Annotated in this window: 21 protein-coding genes; 3 read left to right on the forward strand and 18 right to left on the reverse strand. The window is 45.5% G+C overall.

The annotated features are described in order from the left end of the window. Positions 1–77 precede the first annotated feature (77 nt). The 6 genes from hisS to ACU1JV_RS23900 all read right to left on the reverse strand — a co-directional run bounded on the left by hisS (position 78) and on the right by ACU1JV_RS23900 (position 6,338). Entirely contained in the window at positions 78–1,322 is a 1,245-nt protein-coding gene (gene hisS, locus ACU1JV_RS23875) for a histidine--tRNA ligase (RefSeq protein WP_013372628.1), read from the reverse strand. Between the two features lie 691 nt (positions 1,323–2,013). After that, positions 2,014–2,484, reverse strand: a complete 471-nt coding sequence (locus ACU1JV_RS23880; protein ID WP_058710637.1) for a hypothetical protein — start codon at positions 2,482–2,484, stop codon at positions 2,014–2,016. A gap of 62 nt (positions 2,485–2,546) precedes the next feature. Further along, positions 2,547–3,053 carry a type 1 glutamine amidotransferase domain-containing protein gene (locus ACU1JV_RS23885; protein ID WP_013372630.1) on the reverse strand — a complete coding sequence of 169 codons (507 nt, stop codon included), beginning with the start codon at positions 3,051–3,053 and terminating at the stop codon, positions 2,547–2,549. A gap of 232 nt (positions 3,054–3,285) precedes the next feature. Further along, entirely contained in the window at positions 3,286–3,447 is a 162-nt protein-coding gene (locus tag ACU1JV_RS23890) for a hypothetical protein (RefSeq protein WP_013372632.1), read from the reverse strand. A gap of 130 nt (positions 3,448–3,577) precedes the next feature. Continuing rightward, entirely contained in the window at positions 3,578–4,024 is a 447-nt protein-coding gene (gene dtd, locus ACU1JV_RS23895; protein WP_013372633.1) for a D-aminoacyl-tRNA deacylase, read from the reverse strand. Positions 4,025–4,160: 136 nt separating this feature from the next. Then, entirely contained in the window at positions 4,161–6,338 is a 2,178-nt protein-coding gene (locus ACU1JV_RS23900; protein WP_413986859.1) for a RelA/SpoT family protein, read from the reverse strand. 269 nt (positions 6,339–6,607) lie between these two features. Here ACU1JV_RS23900 and uraA point away from each other — a divergent pair, with 269 nt between their 5' ends. Continuing rightward, complete coding sequence (uraA, locus tag ACU1JV_RS23905; protein WP_013372635.1) at positions 6,608–7,918, forward strand: uracil permease; 1,311 nt, start codon at positions 6,608–6,610, stop codon at positions 7,916–7,918. A gap of 137 nt (positions 7,919–8,055) precedes the next feature. Here uraA and ACU1JV_RS23910 read toward each other — a convergent pair whose 3' ends face one another. The 8 genes from ACU1JV_RS23910 to ACU1JV_RS23945 form a co-directional block, all read right to left on the reverse strand. Further along, the gene (locus ACU1JV_RS23910) at positions 8,056–8,700 is read right to left on the reverse strand and encodes a methyl-accepting chemotaxis protein (protein WP_446724689.1); all 645 of its coding nucleotides are present in this window, start codon (positions 8,698–8,700) and stop codon (positions 8,056–8,058) included. A gap of 2 nt (positions 8,701–8,702) precedes the next feature. Then, positions 8,703–10,091 carry a PDC sensor domain-containing protein gene (locus ACU1JV_RS23915; RefSeq protein ID WP_446724686.1) on the reverse strand — a complete coding sequence of 463 codons (1,389 nt, stop codon included), beginning with the start codon at positions 10,089–10,091 and terminating at the stop codon, positions 8,703–8,705. A 234-nt stretch (positions 10,092–10,325) separates the two neighbouring features. Continuing rightward, positions 10,326–10,838: an adenine phosphoribosyltransferase gene (locus ACU1JV_RS23920; RefSeq protein WP_013372637.1), complete on the reverse strand. Its 513-nt coding sequence runs from the start codon at positions 10,836–10,838 to the stop codon at positions 10,326–10,328. A 65-nt stretch (positions 10,839–10,903) separates the two neighbouring features. Further along, on the reverse strand, positions 10,904–13,300 hold the full coding sequence (recJ, locus tag ACU1JV_RS23925) for a single-stranded-DNA-specific exonuclease RecJ (protein WP_413986861.1): 2,397 nt from the start codon (positions 13,298–13,300) through the stop codon (positions 10,904–10,906). 33 nt (positions 13,301–13,333) lie between these two features. After that, complete coding sequence (locus tag ACU1JV_RS23930) at positions 13,334–14,290, reverse strand: cation diffusion facilitator family transporter (RefSeq protein WP_413986862.1); 957 nt, start codon at positions 14,288–14,290, stop codon at positions 13,334–13,336. A 199-nt stretch (positions 14,291–14,489) separates the two neighbouring features. After that, the gene (gene secF, locus ACU1JV_RS23935; RefSeq protein WP_413986863.1) at positions 14,490–15,404 is read right to left on the reverse strand and encodes a protein translocase subunit SecF; all 915 of its coding nucleotides are present in this window, start codon (positions 15,402–15,404) and stop codon (positions 14,490–14,492) included. Continuing rightward, positions 15,394–16,650, reverse strand: a complete 1,257-nt coding sequence (secD, locus tag ACU1JV_RS23940) for a protein translocase subunit SecD (RefSeq protein WP_129549856.1) — start codon at positions 16,648–16,650, stop codon at positions 15,394–15,396. The genes secF and secD overlap by 11 nt, the downstream gene beginning before the upstream one ends. 90 nt (positions 16,651–16,740) lie before the next feature. Beyond that, positions 16,741–16,998, reverse strand: coding sequence for a post-transcriptional regulator (locus tag ACU1JV_RS23945; RefSeq protein ID WP_013372642.1), 258 nt, complete (start codon positions 16,996–16,998; stop codon positions 16,741–16,743). A 308-nt stretch (positions 16,999–17,306) separates the two neighbouring features. Between ACU1JV_RS23945 and spoVB the strand changes: the two genes are divergently transcribed. Next, positions 17,307–18,878: a stage V sporulation protein B gene (gene spoVB / locus ACU1JV_RS23950; protein ID WP_413986864.1), complete on the forward strand. Its 1,572-nt coding sequence runs from the start codon at positions 17,307–17,309 to the stop codon at positions 18,876–18,878. Between the two features lie 6 nt (positions 18,879–18,884). Here the strand turns inward: spoVB and ACU1JV_RS23955 are convergent, their stop codons facing one another. Beyond that, on the reverse strand, positions 18,885–19,661 hold the full coding sequence (locus ACU1JV_RS23955; RefSeq protein WP_025675029.1) for a YetF domain-containing protein: 777 nt from the start codon (positions 19,659–19,661) through the stop codon (positions 18,885–18,887). A 206-nt stretch (positions 19,662–19,867) separates the two neighbouring features. Between ACU1JV_RS23955 and ACU1JV_RS23960 the strand changes: the two genes are divergently transcribed. Next, on the forward strand, positions 19,868–20,257 hold the full coding sequence (locus ACU1JV_RS23960) for a TIGR04086 family membrane protein (protein WP_013372645.1): 390 nt from the start codon (positions 19,868–19,870) through the stop codon (positions 20,255–20,257). 70 nt (positions 20,258–20,327) lie between these two features. On the opposite strand, the gene yajC is transcribed toward ACU1JV_RS23960, so the two are convergent. From yajC to queA, 3 genes are read right to left on the reverse strand one after another with little or no spacing between them, the layout of a single operon-like run. Next, positions 20,328–20,663: a preprotein translocase subunit YajC gene (yajC, locus tag ACU1JV_RS23965; RefSeq protein ID WP_013372646.1), complete on the reverse strand. Its 336-nt coding sequence runs from the start codon at positions 20,661–20,663 to the stop codon at positions 20,328–20,330. A 35-nt stretch (positions 20,664–20,698) separates the two neighbouring features. After that, on the reverse strand, positions 20,699–21,838 hold the full coding sequence (gene tgt / locus ACU1JV_RS23970) for a tRNA guanosine(34) transglycosylase Tgt (RefSeq protein WP_013372647.1): 1,140 nt from the start codon (positions 21,836–21,838) through the stop codon (positions 20,699–20,701). Positions 21,839–21,858: 20 nt separating this feature from the next. After that, entirely contained in the window at positions 21,859–22,887 is a 1,029-nt protein-coding gene (gene queA, locus ACU1JV_RS23975; RefSeq protein ID WP_025675031.1) for a tRNA preQ1(34) S-adenosylmethionine ribosyltransferase-isomerase QueA, read from the reverse strand. Between the last annotated feature and the right edge of the window lie 4 nt (positions 22,888–22,891).

Below are 22,891 nucleotides of genomic sequence, written 5' to 3' on the forward strand. Positions count from 1 at the left end.
TCCTGTTAGGTTTAGTAGTTAATGCTATATGGACAGCCAGAGGGAAACTCCCCCTGACTGATGTTACATCACGTTTTTTATCCTAATTCTTCCACCAACTGATCCAACTTAACGGTACGCTGCTCGCCGGTTTCCATGTTTTTCAGTGCAATTTCACCTTTAACCAGCTCATCGTCACCCAAAATTGCTGTATATCTTGCTTTAAAACGATCTGCCGATTTCATCTGCGCCTTCATTTTGCGCCCCAGATAATCTCGCTCTGCGGAAAATCCAGCTTGACGCAACTTGAACAGTTGCTTGGTCACTTCCGTTTCTGCCGCCTCACCCAATGCCACCATATAGATATCCAACGGCTTGGCTTCGTTCAATTTGACACCCTGATGCTCCAAAATCAGCTGAATTCGCTCAAGCCCAATACCAAAACCAATGCCCGGCTGATCCGGTCCGCCCAGATCTCCAACCAATCCGTTGTATCGGCCGCCTCCACCAATCGTGTCAATAGCACCAATTCCTTCGGCTTTGAACTCGAATGCTGTCAGCGTATAATAATCCAGCCCCCGTACCAAACGCGGGTTCACTGTATATTCCACGCCCATCGCATCCAAATTTTGCTTCACTTTCTCAAAGTGAGTGCTGGATTCCTCATCCAAACTATCCAAAATCGAAGGTGCCCCGCCAAATTTGTCTTGATCGTCTTTACTATCCAGCACTCGCAATGGATTACGCTCGATGCGCGCTTGGCTCTCCTTGGTCAACGTATCCTTAATGGGCATCAGGAAGTCCACCAAATGCTGTCGATAAGCTGCACGGCTGGCAGCATTACCAACCGAGTTAATTTCTACCTGTACTCCTTTTAAGCCCAGCTCTCGGCAGAATTGATACCCGAAAGCAATAACTTCTGCATCCAGCGCCGGGTCCATCGCCCCGAATGCTTCAATGCCAAATTGATGAAACTGGCGCTGACGCCCAGCCTGTGGACGCTCATACCGGAACATCGGGCCAATGTAATACAGTTTGGTCACATCTGGCTCACCATACAGTTTGTTCTCCACATAAGAGCGGACAACCCCTGCTGTTCCCTCTGGGCGCAAAGTCATGCTGCGCTTTCCTTTATCCTCAAAAGTGTACATTTCCTTTTCCACCACATCGGTCGTTTCACCCACACCCCGTACGAACAAATTCGTTTGTTCAAACATCGGTGTACGGATCTCACGATAATTAAAGCGGCGGCTAATTTCGCGGGCTTTTTCCTCGACCACTTGCCATTTTTCTACACTGCCTGGCAGCAAATCCTGTGTTCCCGTCGGTTTTTGAAAGGCCATTTACGTATCCCCCCGTCATTATATTTCTTATTTGTGCGCTCTCTACTTACTCCACTTTCAATATAAAACAAAAAATCCCTCGCCCTGTTATTATTAACAGGGACGAGGGATTGTCGTTTACAAATCACCCGTGGTACCACCCACATTCCGGAGTTTACCCAGACCACTGGCATAAAAATGACTCAGTGTCCGTCAGCATTGCACTGACTCCGCTCATACGTATAACGCCCGTAACGCGCAGTACGGCTATTATGCAGGATGGTCTGCTGTGTTTGGCATATGCCATGCATTACTCAGCAAAGATTCCTCATTGTTCGCCGCCTGTTCTCGGGGAGGTCATTCGTCCGCTCATCAAGGGAATTTTTACAGCCTGGAAATTCCTCTCTGCGCTTGTGGGTTCGGAGTACTTGGTCCCGTCATCAAATCATTTTTCATTATTTTATGATTTTAATGAACTGCTTCGACAAAGTCAAGACATTCCCCCTAGAATCAGACAAATAAGTCTTATAAAAAGAAAATAACCTGCGGAAACGGTCCGCAGGTCTAAAAGATATATCAAAAGGGGGTCATGCTGTTATTATAAACAACGAATATTAAGGAATGATGTTTCGAATATTACAATTGTATTACAGCCACTCTAGTGTGACTAATTTCCTCGTGTATCGACAATCTTGTGACACTCGCTCCCTTTTTAATCCAGCTGCGCCACATATGCACGATTGGAACGGAGCTTATAAATGATCTCATCATAATCGGCATCATTTACCTTGGCGGACAATACATACCGTAATTCATCATGATCACCGTTAATATACACATCTGTCGCACGGAGCAAACCTCCGTCATGATTCGTTGTTCCGCTCCGATCCTCATTCAGATCCCTTTGGGCTGCGCCATAGTTAACCTCGTCATTCTTTGCATCTGGTAGAATATTTTCGCCATAAGCCCCTGCGGCTGGAATTACCGCACCAGCAGAGCCTCCTGTGCTCACAGAGCCAGTATTGTTATAGGGGACCAACGGAATTAAAACCCTCGTCTCGCGACCGAGCGCCTCATCCAGAGCACCTACTTCCAAATGTTCAGTTCTATAAGCCTGAAGCGAAGCTCTGGCGCCCTCAGCTTCATCTTCCGTGCGAAAATAAGCCTGAATCTGTTTAGCCATATCAAATCCTCCTCGTATAGGAATTGTACTGGCATAAATTTACGGAAGCATTCACGGTTAAATTACAATGCCTTTAACAACTCACGCACAAAGGCTGGCTCATCCTTAGGGGTCCGAGACGTAATAAAGTTACCGTCCACGACCGCCTCTCGATCCTCGAAATGAGCACCTGCGTTAATCAAGTCATCTTTCAATGGAGGATAAGCTGTAATCGTCCGACCTTGTAGCAAATCGGCACTAGCCAAAATCTGCGGCCCGTGGCAGATAGCGCCAATCGTTTTTTTGGACTCATTCATTTCAGTTACAAACTTAAGAACATTTGCATCCAAACGCAGATTTTCCGGAGATGATCCACCAGGAATAACAACTGCATCATAGTCACTTGATTTCACATCTGCAATGGCTTTTTCAATAGTGTAGCTTGCTTTTCCTTGCTTACCGTTCACTTTTTCACCTTGCTTCAGTCCAATAATATCTGCCTCATGTCCAGCCTTTTTCAGCTCATCATAGGGGACCTTCATTTCAGAATCTTCAAATTGGTCAGCCAACAAAAATGCAATTTTACTCATTATCGTTCAGATCTCCTTTCCGGTTATCCTCAGAGCGAGTTTAAAGTTAGGGTTGTTTGTCTATCACGCTTTGTTATTACCCGCTCGATCTGTGTTTATAACAATTTTCAGCAGTGAAAAAGAAAAAGGAGCCATTGGCTCCTCCTGATTTACTGCTACATAATTATTTTGAATCTCTTAATAGCCGCTTTAGGCAACACGTCGTTAATGCTTTACCAATGAATTCCCGTTGTTACCTTCGTGGCAGGGCACCGCGTCCTGGCTTGTCCATAGCTGTAGCAACATGCTGTAATAACGCATCTGCATTACGGGTAAGGCTGATTGCCTCTCGCATACTCCCAGGATAAAGCAACACCGCGCTTCGATATCCGTCCATTTTTGGGGTCTGACGCATAGCTTCGTCTCTCCTGTCACCCTTAAGGCTTTCCAGATGGCTACACCAACCGGGATGACATTAGGGTCCCTATAAACGGCTATTTTATTCTCTTCTGCTCAAGTTCTCAGATCATACCAAGAATGGATACCTAAGAACGCTCGCTATCCAAAATCAACGTCACTGGACCCCAGTTGGTCAAGGAAACATCCATCATAGCTCCAAAAATTCCGGTCTCGACCTCCAGGCCCTTGGCTCGAAGCTGACTGTTGAAGAAATCATACAGTTTCTCCGCTTCCTCAGGTTTGGCCGCTCCCATAAAGTTGGGCCTTCTTCCTTTACGGCAGTCACCATACAGCGTAAATTGGGAGACAGACAGAATGGCCCCGCCGACATCCAGAACACTGTCGTTCATTTTGCCTTCAGCATCTTCAAATATACGCAATCCCGCTGTTTTATCCGCCAAATAAACGGCATCGGCTGCCGTATCTCCCTGACCAATACCAACCAGCAGCATTAATCCAGTTCCGATTTTGCCGACCACCTTTTGATTCACCGTTACCTGAGCGTCTTTACAGCGCTGAATAATGATCTTCATCGCCTATCCGCTACTCCTTTACTTTTCCCCTTAAAAGTTGCTCACAGCCGTATCACGGCTCTTACAGCCATCTATGAGCCTTGTGCCCAAGATGTATTACAAAGGCTATACAAACCTGTGTGTACACCTAACAAATTTATTGCATAATCCGATGCACGGTGTATACATCCTTCACCCGTTTGATCCGTTCGACAACAGAATGCAAATGATCCGTGTTACGAATAAGAATTGTAATGTGAATCATTGCCATTTTATTTTTATCTGTACGTCCTGTCACGGCCGAGAAGCTAGTTTTGTTCTCAGAAATGGCCTGGAGCACCTCGTTCAGCAAACCATTGCGGTCATGTCCTGTAATCTCAATATCGACGCTATAATTGACCTCAGCTGCTTCTTCCCACTCAACTTCAATCACGCGCGCCTGATCTTCGCCCACACCCGAAGGAATATTCGGGCAATCGGTACGGTGCACAGATACGCCGCGCCCGCGTGTTACGTAGCCGATGATGTCATCACCCGGTACGGGATTACAACATCGTGCAAAGCGAACGAGCAAATTGTCGACGCCTCTGACGCTGACACCGTTGGTCGGTGTTTTTTTCCGTTCGCCCTGCGGTTTGTACTCCTTGACCTCGGTCGTCAGTTCAATTAGCCGCGCCTCTTCTTGTTCCTTGCGCAGCTTCTCTGTCAGACGTGTACAAACCTGCGCTGCAGTTATACCGCCAAAGCCAATCGCTGACAGCATATCTTCAGAATCATTAAAAGAGAACTTTTGTGCCACATCCTGAAGTTTGTCCTCGCTCATCCACACGGATGGCTCAATATCACGCTTTCTTAGCTCACGTTCCAGGCTTTCGCGGCCTTTTTCTACATTTTCCTCACGCTTTTCTTTCTTGAACCACTGCTTGATTTTACTGCGCGCGTGAGAGGACTGAGCAATTTTAAGCCAGTCCTGACTAGGTCCATAAGAGTGCTTGGACGTCATAATTTCCACGATATCGCCAGTTTTTAGACGATAATCCAAAGGAACAATTCTTCCATTTACCTTAGAGCCAATCGTTCGATTTCCAACTTCGGTATGGATACGGAAAGCAAAGTCCAGCGGAACCGATCCAGCCGGCAACTCAATGACTTCTCCCTTAGGTGTAAAGACAAACACAAGGTCTGAGAAAAAGTCCATTTTGAGTGATTCCACAAATTCCGAAGCATCCTTCGCCTCGTTTTGCAACTCCAGAATTTCTCGGAAAAAGGTGATTTTGTCCTCAAAGTTTGTGTTATTTGCCCCGTTGTTTTCTTTATAGGCCCAATGGGCGGCAATCCCGAATTCAGCAGTGCGATGCATATCCACTGTGCGAATTTGTACTTCTGTAGGCTCTCCATTAGGACCTACTACGGTCGTATGGAGGGACTGATACATATTAGCCTTAGGCATGGCGATATAATCCTTAAACCGCCCTGGCATCGGTTTCCACAACGTATGGATAATCCCCAGTGTGGCATAACAATCTTTAATGTTATCCACAATAATTCGAATCGCCAGCAAATCGTATATTTCATTGAATTGCTTGTTTTTCGTCGTCATCTTTTTAAACACACTGTAAATATGTTTAGGACGTCCAGACAAATCAGCCTGAATACCCATCTCTTCCAGCTTCTCTCTGATACGCTGTATGACATTATCAATAAATTGCTCGCGCTCTGCCCGCTTCTTATGCATCAAATTAGCAATGCGATAATACTGCTGAGGATTCAGATAGCGCAAAGCAATGTCTTCCATTTCCCATTTAATCGCTGAAATACCCAATCGGTTTGCAATCGGACAGAAAATTTCCAACGTTTCATAAGCGATTCGACGCTGGCTTTCTTCCGATTGATATTTCAGGGTACGCATGTTGTGCAGACGATCTGCCAGCTTAATGACGATAACACGAATGTCCTGCGCCATAGCAATAAACATTTTTCGATAATTTTCGTTCTGCTGTTCTTCCTTGGAACGGAACTGGATACGCTCCAGCTTCGTCAAACCATCGACAAGCATCGCACATGTATCGCCAAAATGCTCGCGAATCTGCGCCAAAGACACCGTCGTATCCTCCACAACGTCATGTAAAAGAGCGGCGATAATGGAGATGGTATCCATCTGCATATTAACGACGATATCAGCAACCGCAAGCGGATGCAGAATATAAGGTTCACCGGACTTACGAGTCTGGCCGGAATGGGCCTGCTCGGCAAAATCATAGGCGTCCCTGATGCGGATAAGATCTGCTTCTCTGGTATAGGCCCCGGCCTTTTTAAGTAATTGCTCTATCCCCATTCTGCTCTATTCCGTGTCCTTTCTATGCAAAATGGAACCCGCCGATCAATGTCGCGCAAAGGTTCCCTTTTAAAAGTGATTTCCTACAATTATGACGCTTAGCACGCCACACGTCAACTATTACAGGTTCGGCACTGTCGCATTATTTTGTCACACATGGATAAGTAAAATCAGAATTGTTGTCGAAATGAAACGAATTATATTGAAAAAATTACGAAAAGTAATTAATGTATATAAGAATAATTGAAAGAACTAAGGAGTGAACTGCGTTGCAACGCGAAATTCAAGTTAATGAAAAGCTTCCAGCAGGACCTGGGATCCTGCTCAGCGTACAGCATTTGTTTGCCATGTTTGGCAGCACCGTGCTGGTGCCCAATATTTTCGGCGTCGATCCCGGCATGATTTTGCTCATGAACGGTATCGGAACATTGTTGTACATATGGATCTGCCGTGGCAAAATTCCTGCCTATCTCGGCTCCAGCTTCGCTTTTATCGCTCCCGTCAGTCTTGTGCTTAAAAGTAATCCTGGCAGCAGTGGCTATGCAATGGCCCTGGGTGCTTTCATCGCTACAGGTATTATTTTCTGTCTCGTCGCACTGGTAATCAAGTATGCCGGGACACGTTGGCTGGATATCGTTTTTCCACCGGCTGTCATGGGATCGATCGTAGCCTTAATTGGTCTGGAACTAGTTCCGGTTGCTGCAGGCATGGCAGGCATTATTAATGCCGATCCTACTAAAGCCTGGACGCCAGATCCCAAAACGATCACCCTTTCCCTCGTTACGCTCGGTGTTACTGTTCTGGGTGCGGTTTTGTTTCGCGGGTTTGCCAAAATCATTCATATTCTAATCGGTATCGTGGTGGGCTATGTGCTTGCTTATTTCATGGGCATGGTCAATACACAGGCCATTGCGGACGCTCCTTTGTTCGCCCATCCCGCAATTACTACTCCAACCTTTAATGCCTCGGCTATGCTAACGATTCTTCCAGTTGCTCTGGTCGTCATTGTAGAGCACATTGGTCACTTGCTTGTGACTAGCAACATCGTCGGACGTGAGCTGTCCAAAGATCCTGGTCTCCATCGCTCTCTGCTGGGTAACGGGATTTCTACTGTCATTTCCGGTTTTGTAGGTTCTACACCTAATACGACTTATGGTGAAAATATCGGTGTTATGGCATTAACTAAAGTGTACTCTGTATGGGTTATTGGCGGAGCGGCTGTTATTGCCATCCTGTTGTCCTTCTCGGGTACGTTCTCAGCGATTGTTTCTAATATTCCATCTCCAGTTATGGGTGGCGTATCCTTACTATTATTCGGTGTGATCGCTGCCTCTGGTCTTAGAATCTTCGTTGAGCAAAAAGTTGATTTCGCCAAGCCAACCAACATGCTGCTCGCTACTATCGTGCTTGTTGTGGGAATCAGTGGTACTACGCTCACTTGGGGTGCTGTCACCTTGAAAGGTATGGCATTGGCGACAATCATCGGTATTATCCTGAGTTTGTTCTTCAAGCTGGTTGATGTGCTCGGCTGGTCGAACGATAAAACGCAGGAACCTTTAACTGAAAAAACACCAGATTGATATCTGTTTTTCAATTTTAAAACGCCGCTCCATGTTAGTTATGGATCAACACGCTCAGACTTCTAGACAAGCGTGTAAGTATCCTCTTACATGGAACGGCGTCTTTTTATGCACGGCTTTTATTTTAAAAGAAGATATCACACACGAAAACGGGATACGACCTGATTAAGCGTATCAGAGACACCTGTAAGCGACTTGGCGGAGCTGTCCAGACCTTCCAGATCCTTTAGCTGCCGTTCAGAGCGTTCCGAGGCTTGCCCTGCACGTACAGCTGAAGCTTTTGCAATATCTGCAAGATAACCAATAGAGGCTGCAACTTCTTCTGAGCCTGCCGACATTTCTTCAGAGGCAGATGAAACTTCCTGCACCTCTATTGCCACCTGCTGAATATCCTGATTCATCGCTATAAAACGTTCTTCCACCTCACGTAAAATAGATACTCCTTCATCCATTTCCAGAGTCCCCTGTTGCATTCCTTCCAAAGCTAATTTGGTTTCTTCCTGCATGGTTCGGATTCGACTCGTAATTTGCTCCGCAGACTCGCTTACGTTAACAGCCAGCTTGCCGATTTCAGAAGCCACCACAGCGAACCCTCGGCCATGCTCCCCAGCACGTGCGGCTTCAATGGAAGCATTCAACGACAACAACTTGGTCTGCCCACTAATTTCCTGAATCATTCCAATAATACTGCCAATTTGGGCGGACCGCTCATTTAACGAGCTTACTACTCTGCCTGCCTCATCCATAGACATTTTCGCTTTATGCATTCCTTGGCTGACCACGTTCAACCGTTCATTCCCTTGTTGTGCTTTATGTTCAATCTCACTGGTAGCCTCGGATACATAGCAATACGCTGTATGCCAACAGCCATTTCTTCCATCGCAGTCGCACTTTCCGCTGCTGCGGTCAACTGAAGCTCGGCTCCTTCCTTCACCTGTGCCAGTTCTCCTGCATTATGCTGCGCATCTTTAGTAGCTCCAGAAATCTCTTGGGATATTTTTGAAGATACGCCTGAGATCACATCTGACTCTTCGCTCAAGCGCAATGCCATTCCTCTGGTTGCAACAATCACCTTATTGATCCCATCAGCCATTTGGCCAAACTCATCTTTACGATGATGGGGTAGTTCAACGGTATAATCCCCAAGAGCCATACGGTTGGTCATCTGCCTAATTTTTTTAATCTCTTTGATCATACCTGAATTATTAATCAATAACGCTCCCATAATTAGCAAAATGCCTATAACACTAACAATTAGTAACAGTTTAAGCATTTCATTCGCAGAGCGATTCAAATCTGATTCTGGCAGTAATACGCCGATTTTCCATCCGGTTTGTGGTAGCGTTTCATACATTACCCGATAATTCTCTTGATCAATAGCTACGGAGACTTGTCCAGATGTACCTTTTTGAATAGCTTGTGCTGCTTCCGCATTTATCGTATTTGTTAACGACTCGCCTGATTTTAAGGACGGGAGACCGGATGACAGAATAGCTCCGTTCTTATCCATCAAGATCGCACTACCTTGAGTACCAAACTTCATTTTTTCAATATACGTTTGGATATTCGTCATGTTTAGGTCGCCTGTAATGACACCTAACAGTTTTCCCTCTCTGTCGTAAAATACTTTCCCCGCAGTAATCATATTGATTTTCAGCTTGCTATCATAAAATGGCTCTGTGAAATTTATATCTTTACCACGTTCCACGGCTTCTGTATACCAAGGCTGCGTTAAATAGTCATATTGTGGATCGTCATATTCAGTCGATTGCTTGACTAGCTCACCATCTCTATGCACATATATTGAACGGTATGTCACTCCTGGATCATACGCATCTTTAGCAAAATAAATCCCTAACCCGTAAGTCATATCATTTAATGTCAGCTCTTGTTCAAAGAGTCGTCCATAATCTTCAATGTTCATTTCTGTTCCCACTTGTTCCGCACTCTTAGTCAGCATCGAAACAAGTAAAGCATGACGATCTACGTTAGCTGCAATATCTGCTTTAACCCTCGACAAGGAATGAGCAGCATTTTGGCTTATTTCCGCATCCAACTTCTGCTTGGCAAAAAAATAGGACAAAAAACTGATTAAAATCAGCGTTATAAGTACAAGTGGAACCAAGGTAGAAAATGTTCGTGCTTGTAAACTCTTAAATTGAAATATACCCAATATATATCCACCTCTATTTCTTTTTTAATCTTTATCGACATTTATTTTATTTTTTTATAACTTTTTTCCAATAAAAACCGTGGTAATTCGTGACAATAAGGAAATTCAATATAATTACTGCTAATCAAAATAGTCCGATGGAGCAACTCTTTAGAGAAAAGAGATGTTCCATCGGACTATTTAGGCAAATCATCATACATAAATATTTCCCGGGAAACCCCGGTTTCGAAATACTTAATACTTAATTAAGGTGAATACGTCTACGTCAGGCAGCTTTGCCCGTCCGTTGAGATCGGACAGCTCGATAAGAAAAGCAGCCCCTGCCACATTGCCACCAAGTTGGCGTACCAAGTTAACGGATGTAGCGATGGTTCCACCTGTAGCAAGCAGATCATCAGCAATCAGAACATTTTGCCCCGGCTCAATCGCATCCTTATGCATAGCCAGAGTATCCTTACCATATTCCAAACCGTATGCTTCCTCAATGGTTTCTCCAGGCAACTTACCACTCTTACGGATGGGAATAAAACCAACACCAAGCGCATAAGCCAGAGGTGCACCGACAACGAATCCACGTGCTTCCGGACCTGCAATCAAATCAATTTTTAAATCAGATACCAGTTCCTTCATATCGTTGATTGCCTTACGATACAGTTCACCATTTTTCATTAGGGTCGTAATGTCCTTAAAACTAATCCCTGGTTGTGGAAAATCGGAAATCACCCGAATATATTCTTTGTAGTCCAACTTAGTTCCTCCTACTGTAAACTTCTAATTAGTATATACATTTTACAAAACTGCAAGGTAGTATCTCAAGACGCACCCTTCATAAGCGACATGATCCAACTCGTCATCTGGGTGGTGTCTGCATCCAATAAGTACCGCTCCATCTCAGCCATATTATACAATTCCTGATAGCGCGGAGAAGCAGTTAAATCCCGCTTGGGCGGATTGGATACAAAACGAAATTGACCATCTGTACGCGTCAAAAACTCAAGATCCTCGAAGATATCCAGTACTTTGGATAACATGCGTACTGAACAGGAGCACTGCCGGCTAAGAGCAGGTAGCATTGCCTTTTCGTCAATTAGCTGTGTTCCCATTCGGGAAAGCACAATGTAAATACGTTTAAACAGCTCCCTATCGGGGCTTACGAGCCGGCCGCCACGCTCACTGATCGAATGAAGAAGAAATACATTCTCCACATTCTCAAAGGTAGACCATAAGGCATGAAACTGCTCGGGTGTATCTGGCGGCTCCAGTACGAACAGCGACTTCACAAAGTGCTGTGTATCTTTTTGACCCTCACTGGGAGTAACGCTGCCATCTTTATCGTATAACCATAAGGATTCAGCGCTCACGGAGCTCGATGGCCGAAGCCTGGATGACGGATGGATCAACACCGCAACATTATTCTTTCTTTCCTCTAAGCTTGGATGGAAGATCCTCAGCCCTCGCTCCAGTTCGGCAAGAGGGTCCGATACTCCACGATAATCAAATATTTGCGGAGCCTGTACACGAATATCCTGCATCATCAGCTGGAGTGAACGTTTACCGTTCCACTCGTTAATTGATAATTCGCCCAACAGATCTATGTCCGTTTGCTGCTGTAAAAAATCAGCCAAATCGCCACGTCGGAAGGCAATCGCATCCAGCGATAAACCGTTCTGCTCCAGCAATAGCTTCACATGGTTTTTCTCACGTCCCATTTTACGAGCTTCACGCAATTGAAGTCCCTGTAATACGAATCGTGGAGAAGGATTTCCCATCCCAAAAGGCTGGAGCAATTCCAGTTCTTCAACCACTTGTAAAGATATCTCATCCAGACGACAGACCATATCGGCCTCAGCTATAGGGATAAAATCTTCCGGTGTCAGAATGGAACCTGCATAGTGGTTTAGCCGCTCTTCGAATAATTCCAGATGGTCACGGGACAGCGTCATCCCCGCTGCCGAAGGATGTCCACCAAAATGCTCCATAAGCTCATGACAATCTGTAAGAGCACTGTAAATATCCAATGCAGGAATAGAACGAGCAGAGCCTTTGCACATGCCTGTCTCCGTATCTATGCCCAGAATAATGGTCGGACGATAATAACGATCCAATAGCTTGGATGCCACAATTCCGACGACACCAACATTCCAGCCCTCACCAGCCAGAACAATAACAGATGGAAGCTTGCCTCCCTTTAGTTTGGATGCTAATTGCTGCTCGGCTTGCTCCACAATGCGTTCGACCACTTGTTGACGCTCACGATTGAGCAGATCCAGCGCATGCGCAAGTTGGTCTGCTTCCTCCTCTTTTTCTGTCGTCAGCAGAGAAACCGCTCGACCCGCATGATCTAGACGCCCGCTCGCATTAATCCGCGGAGCCAATGCAAATGCGATGTTGACCGAAGTCACTGTGGATATCTCCACGCCCGCTACATGAAGCAACGCTCGAATCCCTGGAAATGCGGAGTTTCTCATGGATTGAATCCCTCTACGTACTATCGTCCGATTCTCACCATGTAGTGGCATCAAATCAGCTACCGTACCAATAGCAGCGATTTCGAACCATTCCTCGGGTACTTCACTCAACAGCGCCTGAGCTAGCTTCAGGGCAACACCAACGCCTGCAAGACCTTTAAATGGGTAGGGACAATCCGGTAGCTTCGGATTGATCAAAGTATAAGCCTCGGGAAGCACAGCAGGCGGTTCATGATGGTCAGTCACAATCACATCGATCCCTAAGGAAGCCGCATAAGCAATTTGCTCTACTGCACTAATGCCCGTATCCACTGTAATGACCAGCGTAACTCCCTGCTGATGCGCCCAGTCCAGAGCATGATTGTGCAGACCATATCCCTCATTGGAACGATGGGGGATATAAATATCATAAGATGCCTTCAGAAAACGCATAAGCTGAATCATCAATGATGTACTGGATACACCGTCCGCATCATAATCGCCATAGATTAATATATGCTCGCCGCGCTCCAGAGCCTGGCGAATTCTCGGCACGGCCTCTTTCATGCCAAGAAGCAGAAATGGGTCGTGTACATCGTCCACACTTCCGTACAAAAAGCGGTTTGCTTCCCCGGCCGTAGTGACGCCCCGGTTCACTAAAAGCCGGGACAACAATGGTGAAATCCCCAGCTCTTCTGTTAACGGCTGAGCCGCTTCCAGGTCAACATCCGGGGTCTTCCATCTGTACTGCGAATGAAGCAATCCTATTCACCTTTCTTTCATAGTCGGCCTGCCTTATTGAAGCAAGGACGACGCATCATTATCAGGCAGTTCATGATTGGATTTATAAGGATACCCGGCTTGGTAAGAAATGAACTGCATTTGTACATGAGTCACCTGTGGAAAACGGGCTAACAGTAAATTTTTGGCTCGATCGGCAATTTCCTGCGCTTCCTGCACCGTAATCCGCGGGTTAACACTTATCGTTACATCCACTGTTATGAAATGGCCCGTTTCCTGAGCATGTAAGTGTTCAACCGTTACAATACCATATACTCGTTGAATCGTCTCCATAAAGCGCTGGGAGTCTTCCTCCCGCAAGGGCTGTGCAGGTGCCTGATAAGCGGTATTCATCACCATCAGATATCCTTTACGCAGCACCAGACAGGCTACCAGCAAAGCTGCAGTTGGATCAAGATACAATAATGCAGGCCATTCCATTGCTTCGCCAGTCATTGCACCGATCATACCGATCAATGCAATCAGCGATGCATACAGCGAGTACCGTTCATGGTTAGCGTACCGATCTGCTTCCGCTTTATGGCCATGTTTAATCGAATAGCGATATTGAAACTGAAATAACGCTTCTCTCAACACCAGGGCAATTAACACGGTAATTAAAGCATACAGACCGGGAGCCTGCGGTTCCGAACTGCTTAATGAACGAACGGCGGAAATACCTAGCTGAAGTCCGCTCATCAGCACTAAAATAGCCAGCACCACAGATATGACCGTCCGAACTTTTTCACCGTTCCGCAACCGCGCCAGCACTCGGTGATCTGTACCACCCTTGGAGAACAGCAGTTCCTGCAAACGGGAAGCACTATCCGCAGCCGTGTGCAGTGCATCCCCCATCAACGCCTTGCTGTTTGCCGCATAACCGACGGTTCCCTTTAGAACAGCCAGCGCGAGATTACCTACAATCCCGCTCAACGCCGCAGTTTCTAATGATCGGCTGCGTTCGCTATTCACAACATTTCCCCCTCAATCCTGAACTAACCATTTCCCGATAAAGCTCCAATCCAATATAACCGAATTCTTAAAACTAAACCTTTTACAATCAGGTGTTTCACTATTAGCCACAGCATTAGGTAAATCTTAAAACCTTAGAAAACCGCGCCCAAGCAGACGCGGCTTTCTCTTTAATTTATACTACTGGTATTTGCGTAACTTAAGACTTTGCAGTTTTGGCTGCTCCACCAGCTGTCGGGGTCTTTTGTTTCCCCTTCAAAGCTACCCACAGCGGGCTGGCAATGAAGATGGAAGAGTAAGCACCGAACAGCAAACCGATCACCATCGCAAGCGAGAACATCCGAATGGATTCGCCGCCAAATATGAATAGACAGACGGACGCAATAAACACTGTAAACACAGTTGCGAGTGAACGCGTCATTGTTTGTGCAATACTGTGATCGACTACTTGCTCCAAATCAGCTCTGGACTTTTTCTTTGCAAATCGCAGGTTTTCCCGAATACGGTCAAAAATAACGACGGTATCGTTAATGGAGAAACCGACAATCGTCAGAATGGCCGTAATAAAGGTCAAATCGACCTCAAGTCGGAAAATCGAGAAAATACTGATGACAAGAAACGCATCATGCAGTAACGAAACAATTGCAGCAACCGCAAAACGCCATTCAAACCGGATCGAAATGTAAATAGCAATGGCCACAGAGGCCAGTAAAATCGCCCAGATTGCATTTCGCTCCAGCTCTTGCGCCATTTCCGTATCCACCGTATTGACCTCAAATGATGCCTTTGGATCAAGCTCTTTGTTAAAAGAGGTTTTGAATTCATTCACTTGCTGATCCGTCAATACTTGTGAAAAACGAATGCCGAAGCGCTCTTTACCTGGTGTATAATCCACCTCTTTGCCGATCCCGTTCTTGTCCAGCAAAGTTTGAATCTGTTTTTGTGTAACTGCCTTAGTCAAATTAACATCCACGTTGGAACCGGAACGAAAATCAACCCCATAATTCAAACCGAATATCGACAAGCTCAAAATACCAAGCAATGTGATGATAATCGAGAATGTATAAAACCACTTGCTCATCTTGACATATTTGTAGTCCCAATTAAAGCGCACTGATATCACTCTCCTTCACACCAAAATACTTGGCCTTCTTCACAGCATCCGCTTTAACTAGCAGATTGAGCAAGAAGCGCGAGAAGAAGATATTCGTCAAAATACTGACGACAATATCAACGATGAGCACGAGAGCGAATCCTCGAACGGAGCCTGTACCCAGGCCAAACATGACGGCTGCCGCTATAATTGTCGTAATATTGGCATCCATAACAGTACGGAACGAGGCCTTACTGCCTGCAATGACAGAGGAGCGAATCGTTTTGCCTGACTTGATTTCTTCTTTAATCCGTTCATACGTTATGATATTGGCATCGACTGCCATCCCGATCCCAAGCACGAATGCAGCAATACCTGGAAGTGTAAGCACGAAGCCGCCCAAATAGAAGATCACAAGCACCAGCCAGGTATGAACGATGAGACAGAAGCTGGCCACTAGGCCTGGTACACGGAACATTGCAATCATAAAGATCAGAATGATGATCGAACCGATCAAACCAGCACGGATCGTCTGATCCAGTGACAGCTGACCCAATGTAGCCCCTACGCTCTGAGAATATTTTTCCGTCAGTTTAAGTGGAAGAGCACCCAGGTTTATCGTATCTGCTAGCTTGTTCGCCTCATCACGTGTGTAGTTACCTGTAATCGAAGCACTGCCATCCGTCAATTCTCCACGTACTGTAGGTGCAGACAGTAACTCATCATCCAGGAAAATAGCCAACTCTTTATTCAAAAGTCGCTTTGTGATTTCTGCAAATTTGGCTTTGTCTTTTACTTTAATACTAATCTCAGGTTGATTCAGTTGGTCATAGCCTACAACAGCGCCATTCTCCACAAAATCATTACCACGGAGCTCAATTTTGCTGTATTGACCCGGCTTTTTAGCATCTGCTGCCGTTGCACTACGGAAGGTTAACTCTGCGGGCTTTTTCAGCATGGAGCGGACTTCTGCCTCATTAGAGACACCAGCAAGCCGCACGCGAATACGATTGGTGCCCTCCGTTGTTACTTCCGGCTCAGTCGTACCAAGCGCATTAATCCGTCTCTCCAGACTTTGTGCTGTCTGTATCAGAGACTGGCTGGTTACACGTTGCCCGGCTTCCAAAGGCTGGGCTTCATATAAAATTTCAAAGCCTCCCTTTAAATCGAGGCCTAGTTTTAAACTTTTTAGTAGGCCCGGGCTTGTCCCGACCATAACACCAGTAGTTATGAGCACGACCACGATGAAACTTAGAATTCTCTTCATTCCGTCCCATGTTCCCCTTTCATTCTCAATATTCCTATTATAGCTACCCCTCAAAAAGCAGTCAATTTGAACGCAAAAAAAGACCCCCTTCTATTCGAAAGTGGAGCCCCGTAATGCGGACATCGTCAAATAGTTCATAAAGCTCGTCGCTTTAAGGGAAAGTATATCGTTAACGAGCTTGTGCAGCGGAGGAATACCCTCCTTTTCATATTTATGGCTGACGCAATTCCACACGTCCTTACTGGTGACATGTTCATAGCCTACGAGAATCAGCTCGTCTGCCTTACTTTGACAGAGAATCTCAATTGCGTCATCCCAATCCTGCTCATCCAGCTCTTCCATACCCACGATGGTCGTTCCTCCTCCCAGCGACTATCGGTTCCGCAGATCAGCAAATAGCGGGGTTATTGACTGCTTTATAGAACATTTCTGTCCTGATCTTGGAAAACCCTTCTTTTCGTCGAAAAATAGCCGTAAATCAACAATATATGCATTCATTTCGCTCGTCAATAGCAGAATTCACCACTCTCCCTCTTGTAGTCTGGATCACCTTGTTTCTAAACTGAAAAGCTTGTCATGAACATGGACAGGTCCAGCATATCTTCTAAGGAAACACATAGACGCAGAATTTCATTTTGGGGAAGAGGGAGTTGCGATTGAAAAAGCAGACATTCATTCATGGAGCAATTATTTTATTGGCAGCGGGAATCATCAATCGGCTACTGGGTTTTATTCCCCGAATCGCACTCCCGCGTATCATCGGCCCCGAAGGAGTCGGCTTGTACCAGCAGGGGTATCCCTTTTTTATTGTACTAGTGACTCTTATTACTGGGGGCATCCCTCTTGCGGTAGCCAAGCTTGTAGCTGAAGCTGAAACGGCGGGGCAACCCGAGATGTCACGGCGTATTTTGCACACTAGCTTGCGCTTCACCATTACACTCAGCCTGATCGCCATGGCAATCTGTCTTGTGTTTGCACCTTGGATCACAAGCCATCTCCTGACCGACAGCCGTGTGTATTATACATTCGTAAGTATGAGCCCAATGATTGTCATTGTTGCTGTTTCCTCAGCTTATAGGGGCTATTTTCAAGGAAAACAAAATATGATTCCTTCCGCAAGTTCCTCCATTGCGGAAACCGTCATGCGCATTTTTTGCGTCATTTGGTTTGCTTACTTGTTACTTCCTCATGGTGTAGCCTACGCTGCTGCAGGTGCCATGCTCGGTGCTTTGGCGGGTGAATTCATTGGCATGGTTGTGCTGCTGTGGCAATATGCCTGGAACCAGCGAAAAGATCACATTCTTCAACCAAAGGCCCCTTTACCCCCAAAGGTTCATACCGACCAATCATCCGTTTTGTCACGTCTTATGTCGATATCTGTTCCCGTTACTGCTGGAAGGCTTGTCGGTTCCTTATCTTATTTGCTCGAATCTATCTTATGCATGCGTAGCCTCGCCGTAGCAGGCATTGCAACTGGCGTTGCAACCGCACAATATGGGGCCATGCAAGGCATGGTTATTCCTGTGTTATTACTACCAGGGGCCCTTACCAGTTCACTGGCTGTTTCACTCGTGCCTTCGTTATCCGAAGCAGCAGCGAAAGGGCATATTACTGCCATTCACAAACGTTTGCATCAATCGCTTCGACTTGCTTTAGTCGCAGGAGCCCCATTTGCCGTAATTATGTATGTATTAGCAGAGCCGCTGTGTCTGCTGCTCTACAATAACGGCGATATTGCAGGCATGCTTAAACTCATGGCCCCCTTTGCACTTTTTATGTACATTCAGGCCCCGCTTCAGGCAGCACTTCAGGCGTTAGACCGCCCTGGAAGTGCCTTATTGAACACCTTTATCGGAGCCATTATCAAAATTGTGCTGATTGTATGGCTTGCTTCTCAGCCTCAGTACGGTATCTACGGAGCTGTCATCGCCATCTGTATTAACAGTGCTATCGTTACCCTCCTACATGGCTTCAGTGTCAGCAGACTGCTTCGCTTTCGTGTACGTTTACTTGACTTCTGGAAAACCGGGATGGGCATGATCATTATGGCGGCAGCGGTATTATATACCTACAGACATTTAACGATTTTCGATCAAATGTGGCTCCAATTTATTTTTGCCGCAGGCTTGGGAATTATTCTCTACCTTTTCCTGATGACCTTGATCAAAATGATCGACTGGGACAACCTCACACGCATTCCAATACTGAGAAGATGGTTTAAAGCATAAAAAAAGCTAATCCAAAGATTCTCCATAGGCCGGTGGTGTAATATACACATCCCCTCTATGGTTGACCGAGCATAAGAAAACATCCTTAAAATCTTTGTGACCCTTCGCTTGAATCTGATTTTTAAGCCAAAAACGGTTCATATCCATCCGTTCCAAATTTCGATCCAGCACCTTGCCGTCCATAATTAATGGAATCGGTAGTCCCTCATATCTAAATTTTCCACCGATTTGTGGAGAAGGGTGGACTTTATTTTCCTGTTGTTCTTTGCTTATCAAATCATTTTTGTTTTGTTCCTGCTTTATTTTTTCATGTTTAGCGCCATCGTAAATATCCTTGTCAATCACCGTAAGTTTACCTGTTGTTTCCAAAATGACATATTCAACCTCATCCAAACTTTCTATATTTTGTTCACGAAGTTGTAACAGCAAGTCATCTAAGTTGTAACGTTGCTTCGCCATTTCGTCCTTGTTTAGTTGTCCATTTGAGTACAATACACTGGGCCTACCATCAAATAGTAAGCGCAGACGCCGACTTTTCAGACTGAAATAGGAAATTCCGATTTGCAAAATTAACAGCACTCCTAAAGGAATCAACCCTTCATAAAGTGGACGTTTTATATCCTCCAGGCTGAATACAGCAATTTCCGCAATCATAATGGATATGACGAGATCGAAAACAGACAATTTTCCGATCTCCCTTTTACCCATCAAGCGCATCACCAGATATACAATAAAATACATGAGCAGCGTCCGAAAAATATGAGCAAAAATATCGTGACTCAATAGGTTCGCCTCCTCTCCTGTACTTGCGACAAGACATTAGTCGTTCATTGTACACGTATTCTGACCGTTCCTCACTTGGCTCATACAAAAAACAAAAGGCTAAATTATTGAAATAAAGAGAAAGACTGCTTACGACTTGGTACTAACCCGGGAAGCTTGGCCATAGAATGATAATAGTTCAAACCTTGGTACAGGAGGAATTATCCATGGAGCTCATTCGCCGCTGGTGTTCGTTTCGTCTGGCCCATCCCATTTTATCCGGCTTATTTTATGCCTTTGCATGGATGCTGTTTGGCGCATTGATTCTTTCAATACTCTTGTGGATGACACAGATGCAAGAACAGGACTTATCATTGTATACGTACATCGTCCACGCATTCGCCATGCTATCTGGTGGCTTCGTCGCCGGTAAAAGATCCACGAACAAAGGCTGGTATCAAGGCGGTATTACAGGCATTCTGTATGGACTAATCGTTCTTCTGGTCGGTTTTTTGGCATTGGATGCAGGCATGAATGGTAAAGACCTGCTGCACTTAGGAATCGCGTTTGTTATAGGAGCAGGTGGCGGGATGTTTGGCATTAACTTTAGTAAGTAAGTCAACATGTATGTAACACAAAAAAAACCGAGCCTCCTCAAAGGCTCGGTTTTTTTATAACAATCGCATTTTACGATTTAGAAACAACTTCCTCAGATGCAGTGTCTTTTGCAATCGCATTACTAATTGCACTGCGGTCAAAGGTCAGCTTCGTCACATCGTTCACACGCAAAACAACCACATCGTCCGTAATCTCCACAATTGTACCGTGAAGTCCTCCGATTGTAATTACTTTATCTCCTTTTTTCAAAGCTTGAAGCATCGATTGACGCTGCTTTTGTTTTTTCTGATTCGGACGAATCAGCAAGAAATAGAAGATTACAAACATCAGAGCCAGTGGCCAGATCATTTGAAAAAGTCCGCCAGCTCCACCAGGTGCAGCCGCAGCTGTAGCAAAATGAAACACATTAAATCCCCCTTTCGTATACTCTCCCCTAAAACTTAAAAACCTTTATCATTATCATGAAGACCGTACTGCTCAAAAAATTCATCGCGGAAATCAAGCAGCCTGTCATCCATAATCGCTTGTCTGACATTACGCATCAATTGTATTAAGAAATGCAAGTTATGATACGTTGTCAGTCGGAGCCCGAAGGTTTCATCTGCTTTAATTAAATGTCGCAAGTAAGCACGTGAATAATTGCGACAAGTGTAGCAATCACAAGCCGGATCAAGCGGGCCAAAATCGCTTGCATAATTCGCATTCCGAACAACAAGACGTCCTTGACTTGTCATCGTTGTTCCGTTGCGAGCAATTCGGGTTGGAAGTACACAATCGAACATATCCACACCACGAATGGAGCCTTCAATCAAAGCATCCGGCGAACCAACGCCCATCAGATAACGTGGTTTGTTAGTAGGAAGCAGAGGAACCGTGTAATCGAGCACTTCATACATCAAATGCTTAGGTTCACCTACACTCAGTCCACCAATAGCATACCCCGGGAAATCCATGGAAGTCAAATCTGCCGCACTTTGCTTACGCAGATCTTCATGCATGCCTCCTTGTACAATGGCGAACAGCCCTTGATCATGTGGACGCGCATGTGCCTCCAAACAACGCTCAGCCCAACGGCTGGTGCGCTCCAGTGACTTTTTCACGTATTCATACTCAGCCGGAAACGGTGGACATTCATCGAAGGCCATCATAATATCCGAGCCAAGCGAGTTTTGGACTTCCATCGCCACTTCCGGAGAAAGAAACTTCTTATCTCCATTTAGATGAGAGCGGAAATGAACACCTTCCTCTGAAATCTTACGCATTTCACTTAAGGAAAACACTTGGAATCCGCCGCTGTCTGTTAAAATAGGACGATCCCAATTCATAAACTTGTGCAGTCCGCCCGCTTCTCGGATAATATCATGACCAGGACGAAGAAACAGATGGTACGTATTACTCAAAATAATATGAGCATCCATCGCTTTCAGTTCCTCAGGGCTCATCGTTTTAACGGTTGCTTGAGTTCCCACAGGCATAAAGGTTGGAGTCTCAATAACTCCGTGAGGCGTGTGTACACGTCCAAGACGTGCTCCTGATTGCTTGCAGGTCTTAATATGTTCGTATCTTATTGCTGGTGCCATATTTTCTCTACCATCCTTAATTAATAAATGAACATAGCGTCCCCGAAGCTAAAGAACCGATATTTTTGGTCAATCGCCTCCTGGTAAGCATGCATAATATTCTTTCTGCCAGCCAGTGCGCTGACCAGCATAACCAAGGTGGACTTAGGCAAATGAAAATTCGTAATCATTGCATCCACCACACGGAATTTATAGCCTGGATAAATAAAAATTTGTGTCCAGCCACTGCTGGCCTGTAGTACCCCATCTACGAAGTTATTGCCCACCGTCTCTAGCGTTCGGCAACTGGTTGTTCCCACTGCCACGACTCTTCCGCCGCGCGCCTTGGTTGCATTGAGTACATCCGCCGTTTCCTGTGACAATGAATAGTATTCTTCATGCATGACATGCTCTTCAATCGTATCCACCGACATCGGTCTGAACGTCCCTAAACCGACATGAAGTGTGATAAAGGCAACCGTAACGCCCTTCTCTTTAATCCGGTCCAGTAATTCTTCGGTAAAATGTAACCCTGCCGTTGGAGCCGCAGCAGAACCTTCGTGCCGAGCATAAACGGTTTGATACCGCTCACGATCATCCAGCTGTTCCTTAATATACGGAGGAAGCGGCATCTGCCCTAAGCGATCCAGGATCTCCTGAAAAATACCATCATATGAAAATGAAAGTACCCTTCCGCCCATATCTCCTTCTTCCTCAATAACTGCCTTCAGCTCATCACCGAAAACAATAACAGCTCCCTTTTTCAGCTTTTTGCCGGGTTTCACCAATGCTTCCCATCTGTCTCCCTCCAGTTGTTTAAGCAGCAAAACCTCGGCCTTAGCCCCGGTGTCTTGCTTGATGCCAAACAAACGTGCAGGAATTACTCTGGTATCATTCAGAACCAGCGTATCCCCTGGCTGAAGATACTGCACAATATCCGAAAATGTATGATGTCCCACTTCACCGTTGTTTTTGTTTAACGTCAGTAATCTAGAAGCGGTCCGCTCAAGCAAAGGCGTCTGTGCAATTAATGTTTCAGGTAGTTCAAAATCGTAATCGTTTACGTTCATATAT

The organism is Paenibacillus sp. T2-29 (genome assembly GCF_052921365.1).